Genomic DNA, 12,813 nt, shown 5'->3' on the forward strand with positions numbered 1-12,813 from the left:
ATGGCCTATCCTTTCAGATCCGAAGGCATCTTCGGGCGTCCCACTTCGCAGCGTCGCGTGAAACTGGCCAGTGCGCTGCAGGACAGGCTGGTGCGACTGTTGCGTCGGAGCAGGTCGGATCGGCAGCTCGCCGAGCGCGTCCGCCTGGTTTTTGATTCGCTCGAACCCCGCCTGCTGCTGAATGCCGACCTCAGCGTCAGTTTTGCCACTGATCCGGTCGCGCAGGACCATGACTTGCTCGTCCGCCTGATCGAGGAAGAGAAGGTCGTCGGTCCCACCACCGTTACCGTGCGCCGGGTCGAAATCCTCGACCAGAAGAGCGGCGGCAGGGTGCTGGCCTTCGGTGATCTCGATGAGATCAACGCGGGCGGCAGTATCAACATCATTGGCGGCTCCGGCAACGATACGCTGCGCATCGATGAGGACTCGTTCGGCTCCAACACCCTGATTCCGTCCATCACCTTCACTGGCGGTGGCGGGATAGACCGGCTGATCTACGACACCTCCGACGCAACTGCATGGTTGATCAGCGGCAACGAGGCCGGCTCGATCAACGGCCAGGCGGCCGACCTGACGTTTATCGGCGTCGAGAACCTCGAGGGTTCCGACGGCAACGCCGATACCTTTACCTTCGCTGCCGCCGGCAAGCTCAGCGGCGTCGTGGATGGCGGCTTTGGTGGGAACGATACCGTTATCTATTCCGGCGTCAGCGCCGTCGGCGGCACCGGCAGGCTCGGCGCCAACGGTTCGGGCTCGGTCGGGCTCAGCAACGACTCGACCCTGACCTTCGAGAACCTGGAGCCGTTCACAGTCGGCGGCGGCATCAACGTCGTCGACATGCGGAACATCGTCTCGGGCGCGTCCAACAAGAACGTCTCGATCATCGCCAGTGGCGCCGATGTGGTGCGCGCGGTGATCGACGGCAGCAACTACGACACTTCCGCCACAACTCCCGTCTGGCTCTACCTGGGCGACCTGGCCAACGTCACCACCATCAGTTCGCTGCCCTCCAATGCCGCCTTCTCGCTGATGGTTGACGCGGGCGAGCAGATCCTCGTCGCCGGCGACGTCACGGTCGGCGGTTCGCTCGGGCTGAGCGCCGAGAACGTCACCATCCAGGCGGGCGCCGATGTCGTCGCCGACGCCGTCACCATCAAGGCCATCGACTGGTCGCGCGTCTCGCTCGACGCGGCGGGCGCCAATCCCGATGGCGACGGCAATGTGGCGACCTTGAGCGTCACCCGCACCACGCTGGCGACCGTGCAGGTCAACGGCAGCATCACTGCCGATTCGGTGATCGTGGCGTCGGTTGCGGCCAATACGGTGCGCGCGCACGGCATGGCCAATGTGGCGCTGAAGACCATTTCGACGACGCTGAACAACACCTCGACGGTGACGATCAACGGCACCGTCAGCGGTCAGGCCGTCAGTATCGGCGCCGATACGGATGTCGATGTCGACATCATGCTGACCGAGGTGCCGATTCCGAACATGCTCGGGTTGGCCGAAGTGACCTTCCCGACCTCGATCTTCTCGCTGACAGCGGCGCCGGGAAAGATCGTCCTGCCGCCCGGCATGATCGACGCGATCCTCTACCCCGACCTGTACCGGGGCGAGGACGGCCAGTTGTATCGCGAATCGGACGATACGCTTGTCACCAATCCGGTGCCGCGGCCGAGCATCTCGTCGTTCGATGCCGCCTTCACCAGCGCGATCGAAAGTGGCCAGGTCGCCCTGGAAGAAATTGAGGCGCTGATCAACACCACCATCAGCGATGTCACGAACGCCTACAACACCGGTGGTGCCGGGATCATCGACACCAATAATGTCGATGCCGACGTCAACGTCACCAACATCACCACGGTCACGGTTGCCGCCAACGCGGCGGTGACAGCGACCAGCGGCGCGGGCACCGTGGCCATCGCGGCTGACGACCAAACCATCGTTCGCGATATCATCCAGACCGAAATCGACGCCTTCAAGCCCAAGCTCTCGACCATCGTGGTGTTCTCGGCGATCGATTCCGACACCTCGATCAACCGCAATACCTCGGTGATGGTCGGCACGCCCGCGCCGACGGCGGTACCTGGGGTGCTGCCCAACGCCCTGCGGGCCACCAACGCCATAAGTGTCAGCGCCAACAGCGCCGGCGACGTGCGCAACGAGATCGTTTCCAACCAGATGGGTTCGGTCACCAACGAGGCGACCGAAGCCACCACCGCGACGATCCGCGGCATCAAGATCGATGGCGGCTCGCCCGCCACCGCGGTCGGCAGGCTTTCGCTCTCGGCAACCAGCAATACCGGTTACTCGGCCACCAGCCTCGATTCCGACAACGCGGTGATCGGCACAACTTCGGCGAAGCTCGATGCCAGCGACGTACGCGCCGGCAGCGGCGGCGTCAGCGTTTCGGCCATCGATCGCTCATCGGTCACGGCGCTCGCCGTGCCCTTCCTGCCGCCACTCGACGCCAACGGCGACGCGCCCGACCCGGCCGTCAAGAAGCACATCGCCCGCGTCGCGATCATCAACCAGATTCAGAAAGACACGACCGCGGCGATCAACGCCTCGACCATCGTGTCGGCCGGCGACGTCACCGTCGAGGCGTTGAACATCACCACCATCACCGCCTTCTCCGAATCGATCCCGATGGAGGAAGCGCCCGAGGTCGACCCGCTGGATGCGATCACCGCCAAGAAGGTGATGGCCGGCATTCTCGTCGCCAACGTGGTGAACGGCTCGACCACGGCGACGATCAGCGGCGGCACGCTCACCACCACCGGCGCCGGCAGCGATGTGCTGGTCAAGGCGACCGACGACAGTTTCCTCGATGCCTCCATCTACCTGAACATGGAAGGCCGTGGCATCTCGGGCGCCAAGCTGTTGAAGATGCTGAAGGGCGGCGCTGCGTCAGCGGCGCGCATGGAGGCGATGAACATCGTCGGCTGGGATATCGGTCAGGGACCGACCCTCTCCGGCAACACGCTGGCCTTCCAGAAGGCAACGCTCGACGCGATCCTCGGCACCGAGTTCTTCCAATCTCCCACCGAGGTCCAGGTCAAGGCGTCGATCACCGACGCGGTGGTCTCGGCTGCAGGCGCCATTTCGGCGGTCGCGCTCTCGAAGGGCACCGCCAACACCACGGTTTCCAGTTCGTCCAAGCAGACCAACGATGTCGGCGTTCTGAAGGCCAACGCCAAGGTGCTTGGCGTTGCGCTGGCCAACAACCAGATCAACCGGCTCGCTTCCGCGGTAATTGATGGCGGGGCCACCGACAAGGCGATCACCGCCGGCGGGGCTCTGATCGTCAATGCCGACGACGAGACGCGGATCAATTCCAACGTCAAGCTGACCGGCACCGCGATCTCCAGTACCGATGGCGGGCTGCATGCGCTCGAGCGCTTCTTCGAGTACGGGCTCGCCGATACCATCGAGGAAGCGGTCACCGGCACGTCGCTGAACAACCGCGGCATCACGCTCGATGCCGACCGCGTGCTGACCGACGGTATCACCACTGCTCCGGTTGCCTACGGCACGACCGTCGGCCTCGACTACGATCTCGTCACCTCCAAGAAGACGCCGCTGACGATCACCAAGGACCAGATCCTGCTGGTTTCCGAGGTCGGCAACTCCGGCAAGCTCTACAAGTATATCGGCTCGGATCCGCTCACCGTCACCAACTGGAAATCCGGCGGGCCGAATTTCGGCGATGTGAACACCTGGCAGGCGATCAAGGGCGAGGCCGGCGACACCTACACCTATCTGGGTGCCGATCAGCTGGTGCTCGACCTCTCCATGGTCGATTTCACCGACAAGGGCCTGTGGAAACCCGACCTCGACTACTCGATCTTCACCGACCAGTACAACATTCGCTCGGTCGGCGCTAAGGCCACCGGCCAGGTCATCGTGCTCAACGACCTGCGTGGCGGCGCCACGGCGCTGCTCACCAACGCCGTGGTCAACGCCAATACCGTCTCGGTCGATGCCAAGTCGATCGGTGAGATCACGGCCAATGCCGACGTCTACAACGAGGTGCAGGGCGGCGGCACGTTCAACGAGGATTCGCTGCTCAAGAAGTTCGCGCCCAAGGGCGTCAAGGGCACCATCCTCAAGAAGCTGCTGAAGGGCGGCAAGACCGGCGCGCAGAGCGCCATCATTTCCACCAACCTGATCCAGGGCGCCACCTCGGCGCAGATCATCGATGCCCAGCTCGGCGCGGCAAACGCCAAGATCGGCTCGGTGTCGGTGCGGGCGGACAACTCCGCCACCATCACGGCGGAGAACTCGGCGGTCTCGACCGGTGAGGGCGCCTCCAAGATGCAGGCGCTGCAAATCGCCAACAACACCATCGGCTGGGCGCGCGGCAACCTGCTGTTCAATTCCGTCGAGACCTTGCTGGGCGACTTTGTTGATGACGCCGACACGGGCCAGACCGTGGCCCTGCGCCAGCAAACCGTCTACGACGTCGAGGCGCGCATCACCAACTCGAACGTGCAGTCTTCGGCCGACGTGCTGGTCGAGGCATTGTCGTCGGGTCTCATCACCGCGGTGCTGGATAACCGCGCATCGGCCGCGTTCCAGGCGATCGCCCAGACCAAGTCGTCGTCGCTGGCCCTGGCTATCGCCGGCAACAAGATCTCCAACAGCGCCACCGCCAGGATCAACGCGGCCTCCACCGTTGCCGGCGCGACGGTCACGGTGCGGGCGGTTAATTCCGCCATTATCGACACGCTGACCAATGTCGGTGCGGACAACACCACGGCGACGACCTATGGCGCCGACGTGCTCAGCGATGTCGTCAGCGCTGTGGTCGACGACTACAAGTACACCACCAAATCCGGCACGCCGGGGTTCTTCGGTTCGGCGGAAAAGCTGACCTTCGGCGATAAGGTACTGGTCCACGCCGAGATCAATCTCGATGAGCTGCTGCAGCCCAACACTATCGAAATCAAGGCCGGCGACCGGGTCCAGAAGGGCGGCGTCGTCTACGAATACGCCGGCCTCGACACCATCACCTCGCTGGGTGCCCTGCAGACTGAGACCTTCAGCAACACGGGCCGCTGGAAGGTAACCACCGGCAAGGCTGGCGACGTCTACCAGTATATGGGCACGGCCACCGATCAGATCGATCTGGCCGAGGCCGACTTCACCGATTTCGGCCTGTGGAAGCAGCTGACCACCGACGACATAATCTCGCCGGCCTTCGCCCAGACCCTGGTCAGCGCCAAGATGGGGCAGGCCAAGGCGACCAGCAAGGCCAAGGGCAAGGAATTCAAGGACCCGCTGAAGACCGGTAGCGCTGCCAAGGGCGGCATTTTCGCGCGCAACCAGGTCGACGCCTATGTGACGGCGGCAATCGAAAGCTCGACCATTGCCTCGACCGGCAAGATCGACGTCACCGCCGACCAGATCGCGACGATCAAGGCGACCGATATCAGCGTCATCAGTTCCGAGAACGTCACCGACGGCAACGCCTCCAAGGCGTTCGGCGCGGTCTCGGTGTCCAACAGCATCCTGGGCGCCACCCTCGCGACGGTCAACGGCTCGACCATCAGCAAGGGGACGGGCGTCGGCAACGATCTGACCGTCCGCGGCACCAACGCGGCGACCATCGAATCCACCGCGCTCAGCGAGATGAGCGCCGGCGGCAAGGTGGTCAACGCGGTGATCGCCTTCAACTCGGTCGGCTGGAAACCGCAGAACCTGTTCCTCGATGCGGTCGATCTGATCATCGGCTCACCGGAAGTGGCGACGGCGCTCGGTAACGAGCAGGCGTTCTCGACCACCTCCTCGATCGTCAATTCGGACATCGACGTCGCGGGCTCGATCAGCGTTACCGCCGAGAACTCGGCCCGCATCACTGCGGTCACCGGCAACGAAGCCAAGCAAGAATGGTCGAACCCGTTCGGCGTCGTTGCCAAGCAGGGCGCCAAGGGCCTGGCGGTGGGCGCACTGCTCGCCATGAACAAGATCAGTGCCGGCGCCGATGCGATCATCGACAACACCGGTGCCGTCAACAAGCAGGTCGAGGCGGACGAGTCGGTTCGCGTTGCCGCCGACAACGAAGCCAGCATTTCGGCCAACATCAAGGTGGTCGCGTCGGCGCTGCCGTCGAACACCCTGGCAGCCGTGCAGCAGCTGGTGACCGGCGTCGCCGGCCGCCTCGGCGCCGGCGACTATGATTACACCAGCCAGTCGGGCACCCAGACCATCGAGAAGGGCGACAAGGTTCGCGTCTCGCTGGCCTATCTCAATGGCGAGGTCGATCTCGATACGCTGGGCGCTGGCGCCGCCGTCAACTTGATCCAGGGCGACATCGTCGAGAAAGGCGGGGAGATCTACCGCTATCTCGGCACCACGCCGATCACCGAGAATACCGGCATCGTTCTCACCAACACCGCGCTGTGGCTGAAGCTCGACGTGAATGCCGGCGAAATCTACGAGTATATCGGTGAGCCCGACCTGGCGCCGACCGACCTGGCGCTGATCAACTATGGCGACGCCTTGCTCTGGAAGCAGCTGCGCACCGCCGACTACGAAGACATCTTCTTCCCTGAAATCGGCAACATCGTTGCCACCAATGCCAAGGCGATCGGGCTGTCAGTCGCCTATAACGAAGTCAAGGGCGACGCGACCGCCAAGATCGTCAACGCCGTAGTCGATGCCGATGGCTTCGGGGCGGATCCCGGCGACGTGGTCGTCGAGGCGACCAACACCTCGCAGATCTGGGCCTATTCCACCAACACGGTCTCCGCCTCGGGCGGCAGTGGCATCGACGGCTCGGGCAAGGTGCTCGGGGCTTCCGGCCAGATCGTCACCAATGTCGTGCTCGGCAAGGCCGCGGCCTCGCTCGAGGCCTCGACCATCACCGCTGCCGGCGATGTCGACGTACTCGCCACCAACAACGCGGCGATCGACGCGCGGAATTACGCCTCCGCCGCTTCCGGTGCGACCGCGGTGGGCGTCACGCTCGCCTTCAACTCGGTGGGCTGGGCCCCGCAGAACATCCTGTTCAACACCATCGATACGCTGGTCGGCGCCAACTACATTTCCGACCTCGGCTTCGGCGGCAATATCGGTGCCGACGCGACGGCGACCATCGACGGCGGCACGGTCAATGCCGACGGCAAGATCACTGTCGCCGCCGACAATACCGCGCAGATCAACTCGACCGTCTCCAACACCGCGCAGACCACCACCTCGGCGCTCTATGGCGCCTCGGGCGCGGCGTATGGCGTCGTGCTGTCGGGCAACAAGGTCAGCGGCAAGGCGACCGCCACGATCAAGAACGCCAAGACCGCGAGCGGCAAGGACATCACCGCGGGCCAGGGCGTCGCCGTCACCGCCAAGGACCAGAGCGGCATCTATTCCAACACCAAGCTGGTGGCGGAGACCTCGGTCACCAATGACGCCGGCGTCGGCATCATCCAGGAGACCCTCAACGACGTAATGGGGGCGGATTACGACACCCAGCCCGATCCTGCCGGCACCAAGATCCGCGGCCTCAAGTATGGTGACCGCATCCGCCTCGACGACGCCTATGGCGATCCGACGATCGACATGTCATTCGGCATTCCGCCGACCAATGTGGCGATCAACGCCGGCGAGGTCATCCAGCTCGAGCCGGCGGCCGGCGAAGATGCCGGCCTCAAGTACCTGTATGTCGGCAGTGCGCCGTTCACCATCCCGAACGTCGACACCTTCAATTTCGCCACCTCGGCCAACTTCAAGCTGATCGGCGGCGACGCCGGCGCCATCTACACCTACATGGGCACCGCCGCGAGCGGCCAGAATACCGACCTGACCAAGCTCGACTTCACCGACCTCAACTACTGGAAGAAGGATCCGGTCACCGAGATCCTGCTGCACGACCTCAACCTGTCGGCGGCGCCGGCCAAGTCGATCGGCGCGCTGGTGGTGCTCAACGACGTGCGCGGCGGGGCCAGCGCCAGCATCAACAATGCCGAGGTTGAAGGCGGCGCCGGCAACGTGACCGTCAGCGCCGAAGAGACGGCGACCCTGCGCGCTATCGCCGACAGCGCCATTGCGGCCATCGGCGGCAGCTCGCTGCCCTCCAACGTCTCGTTTGCGCCCAACCCCAAGCCGGGCAAGGACGGCACCACCAAGGCGGCCAAGGATACCGTGCTGGCGATCAACGGCACGCTGGCGACCAACCTCGTGCAGTCCAGCGCCGTAGCCGAGATCGTCAATTCGACCGTCACCGGCCAGGGCAATGTCGCAGTCGATGCAGTGAACGACGCCCAGATCAACGCCAAGACGCTTGCCGCGGCTTCGACCAGCGGCGGCAATACCGCCGGCGTGGTGATGGCGTTCAACTCGGTCGGCTGGAACACCCAGAACGTCCTGTTCAACGGCATCGATGCGATCCTCGGCGACGATTTCCTCGCCGCCGACGCTTTCAACGGCAAGAATCCGGCGATCGCCAGCGCCAAGATCACCTCGAGCACCATCGACATCTCCGGCGACCTCAGCGTCACCGCCGACAACACCGCCATCATCGACGCCGAAGTCAGCAACGAGGCGACCTCGTCGACCACTTCGATCGCCGGCACCGACGGCAAGGCGCTGGGCTTCATCATCGCCAGCAACAAGGTGGCGGGCGGCGCAACCGCGACGATCGACAACAGCGCGGCTCCGACGGCCGTCATCGAGGCCGACGACGTCACGGTGAAGGCGAGCGACGACGGCGAGATTCTCGCGGTCGGCAACATCAAGGCCATCGCCAAGATCAGCAACGACTACGGCATCAGCATTGCCACCAACGTCATCCAGTCGCTGATCGAGAGCTACAAATACACCACCAAGTCGGGCACGCAGACGCTGAACGACGGGGATCTCGTCTATATCGGCGACGACTATTCTGTTGCAGCCGACCAAGGCAAGATCTTCAAGTATTCCGGCCCTGATGGCGTCGCGATCGACCTCAGCGGCAACATCACCACCAACGCCGCCTTCTCCGAGTTCAGCGTTTCGAAGGGCGTCGAGCTCATCAACTCGCTGACCTCCAACCTCGCCGGCGGCAAGGCCACCGGCGTCGGCGCCATGGCCATCCTCAACCTGGTCGAGGGTAACGCCGATGCGTTGGTCACCGGCACCAAGCTGACGCTGACCGGCGACCTCGACATCGAGTCCGAGAAGACCGGCCTGATCGATGCTGATCTGACGGCGCGCGTCGAAGTGACCGGCGGCACCAACGCCCAGTCGAGCTCGGTGGCGATCAATGCCGTGATCTCGACCAACAACGTGCTCGGCACCACCAGCGCCAAGCTGCTAGGCAGCACCGTCACCTCCGCTGACAACGTCTCGGTCATCGCCAACAACACCTCGACCATCGACGCCACGCTCGACGCCGACACCATCTCCAAGCAGACTTCGGTCGGGGTGACGCTCGCCTTCAATTCGGTGGGCGTGCAAAACCAGAACTTCCTGTTCAACACCGTCGATGCGCTGGTCGGCACCGACCTCGTCGATACCATCCAAGGAGCGCCGCCGGTCGCCACCACGGCGCTCATCGACAACACCACGATCGATGCCAGCGGCGACCTCAATGTCGAGGCGCATGGCGATCAGACCATCAACGCCGAAATCTCCAACTTCGTGCGCACCCTGCGCGGTGGTGGCGGCAACGCCATCAGCGTCGGCGCTGTCATCGCGCTGAACCGGGTCACCTCGACGGTCAACGCCACCATCAGCAACTCGAGCCAGGTCTATGCCGATGGCGACGTGCTGGTCGATGCCGACAACACCGCCAACATCACTTCCGAGGTTGTGCAGCCGGTGATCGCGCTGGCGGCTGACTTGTTCACCGGCGGTGGCACCAAGAGCTTCGCCATCAGCCTCGTGGTGTCGCGCAACATCATCCGCGCCGACATCGACGCGGCGATCGACGATGTCGACGATTTCGATGCCGGCTCGGTGACGGTCAGCGCCGACCAGGCGAGCACGATCGAGAGCATGGCCGCTGCGGCCGCGGTCGCCGGGGCGGTAGCGCTCAGCGGCGCCACGACCAGCGTCAGCGGCGGCGCCGCCATCTCCAATAACGCGCTGCTCGGCAGCGCCGAAGCAACGATCCTCGATTCCGACGTTTCTGCTCCGGCCGGTACCGTGCAAGTGCATGCCGGGAACGCCGCCGACATCGACGCCAAAGTGCTGGCGGCTGCTGTCGCGGTGTCCGGCAGCTTTGGTGGCGCCTCGAACGGCGTCGCCATCGGCGCGGCGCTGGCGTTCAACTATATCGGCTATACCGGTTCGATCACCCAGGTCGGCACCGCCACGCCGCTGAAGACCGAGGCGAGCGTCCGCAACTCGACGGTGTCGGGCAAGAAGGTCAAGGTCGACGGCAGCTCGACGGCGACCATCGACGCTACCGTCGCGGCCGCGGCCGTGGCGATCGGTGCGTCGTCATCCAATGCCAAGCAGTTCGGCATCGCCGGTGCGATCGTTGAAAACCGCATCGCCGCCGATACGACCGCCACCGTCGATGGTGGCGCCACCGGCGCATCGACCGTCACACTCGGCACCGACGGCCTCGAGGTCGGCGCCGTCAGCAACAACACCATCACAGCGATTGCGGCAGCAGGCAGCGTCACCGCTGCCCTTTCAGGCGGCAGCTCGGTCGCGGTATCGATCGCCGCCGGCGTGGCGCTCAACGACATCAAAGGCACCACCAAGGCCCATGTCGAGGATACCACGGTCACCGGCACCGGCGGGGTCTCGGTCAAGGCCGAGGACCTTTCCAAAATCTCCGCGACTGCGGCGGCGGCGGCATTCACCCTCAGCGGCAGCCCGAGCAACGGCGTCTCGGTCAGCGGCGGCGGCGCCGGGGCCAGTAACGTCATCGCCACCGATGTGCTCGCCACCATCCTGACCTCGACCCTCACGGTCGGCGGCGGCGTGCTGGTCGATGCGCATTCGAAGCAGGATATCGACGCCACCATCGTCGCTGCCGCCTTTGCGGTAGGCATCGGCGGTTCCAACGGCGTTGCGGTCGGCTTCGGTGTCTCGGTCGCCGAGAACCTGATCACCGGCGCCGCGGCAACACAGGCCCAGGTCAAGGCTCATATCAGCAGCAGCGATGTCACCTCGGGTGGCGCGGTCGAAGTCACCGCGCTTTCCGAAGGCAAGATCGACGCCACCGTTGTTGCGGCCTCGATGGCCATCGGCATCGGCGGCTCGGTGGGCGTGGCGCTCGGCGGCGCCGGCGCGGGCACTCACAATGCCATCACCGTCGCGACCTCGGCGCTGATCGACGGCGCGACCTCCGACATCATCGGCGACTCGATCAAGGTTTCCGCCGAGGACAAGTCCGATATCGACGTGCTGACCGGCGCCGCCTCGGTGGCGCTGGCGGTCGGCTCGACCGGTGCCGGCATCGCGCTCGGCATCGCCGTGGCGCTCAACGAGATCAGTGCCGGCGTCACCGCTTCGGCGGCCGGCGTGGCGCAGCTCAAGACCAATTCGGGGAACCTGTCGGTCAACGCCAAGCGCGATGCGAAGATCAACGCCAAGGCCTATGCGGCATCCTTCGGTGCCGGCTTCGGCAGCGTCGGCGTCGCCGTCAGCGGCGCGGGTGCCGCGGCGCAGAACAAGATCGGTGGCGACGTGGTCGCCTCGATCGCCAGCGTGGCCAGCGTCGACGTCACCGGCAGCGTGCTGGTCGAGGCCGATTCCACCTCCAAGATCGATGCGGAGATCGCCGCGGTTGCCGTTTCGGTCGCCGCCGGCGCTACCGGTGTCGGCGTCGGCATCGGCATTTCGGTCGCCCTCAACACCATCGGCGATTGGGACGATGGCGGACTCACCTACCAGGAACTCATCGACACCGAAGATCCGCTGACCACCGCGGAGCTCACCAGCACGGCCGAGGTCAAGGCTTTCATCGACCAGTCCAAGGTCACCGCGACCGGCGCGGTCGATGTGAGCGCCATCTCCGACCAGACCATCGATGCGACGGTGGTCGCCGCGGCCGGCGCCCTGGCCGGCGGCTCGGTTGGCGTGGGTGTCTCCGCTGCGGGCGTTTACGTCGAGAACCTCATCGCCGTCGAAACTAGCGCCTATATCTCGGGCAAGGCTGCAGTCGGCAATACCGCCGCCACCAAGGCGGAGATCGATGCGGCCAGTGTCAGCATCAGCGCCGAAAACACCTCCGATATCGAGGCGCTGGCCGGCGCAGCTTCACTTGCCGTCGGCATTGGCGCCACCGGCGTCGGGGTCAGCGTCGGTATCGCCATCGCCAAGAACACCATCGACGGTGGCGTCAGCGCCTATGCGACCGACGCCGATATCTCGGTGACCGACATCGTCGACCGGCCGAGCGGCTCCAATCCGCCCGCCGCAGCGACGCCTGGGACGATCCAGATCTCGGCCACGCTCGACAACACCATCGAAGCCACCTCCGCTGCGGCGGCTGTCGCCATCAGCGGTGGCGCCGTCGGCGTCTCGGTTTCCGGTGGCGGCGCGGTGGCGCTCAATACCGTGCTCGGCAGCGCCACGGCCTATGCGGCAGACAGCGTGCTCGATGCGGGTGGCGATATCGACGTCACAGCCGACAGTACCTCCGACATCGACGCCCAGGTCCTCGCGGTTGCGGGATCGGCGGCCTTTGGCGGCGTCGGCGTTGCGGCCTCGATCGGCGTCGGCATTGCCCGTAACAATATCGGCTACGTCACCAACGGCGCCGACCTCGCTCCGACTTATGATCCGATCGTGGTCAAGGCGTATCTCGAGGACACCGAGGTCGAGAGCTTCGGCGAGCTCTCGCTCGATGCCACCTCCAGCGAAACCATTGATGCC

At 64.9% G+C, this 12,813-nt stretch carries 1 protein-coding gene (cut by a window edge); it reads left to right on the forward strand.

Features of this window, described 5'->3' with window-relative positions; translation table 11 throughout:
- Window positions 1-12,813, forward strand: the 5' portion of a protein-coding gene (locus tag ASC89_RS03295) for an LEPR-XLL domain-containing protein (protein ID WP_055994519.1). 16,728 nt of this gene lie beyond the right edge of the window; only the first 12,813 of its 29,541 coding nucleotides appear in the window; its start codon is at window positions 1-3; its stop codon lies beyond the right edge, outside the window.

The organism is Devosia sp. Root413D1, assembly GCF_001425235.1.
Taxonomy (GTDB): Bacteria; Pseudomonadota; Alphaproteobacteria; order Rhizobiales; family Devosiaceae; genus Devosia_A.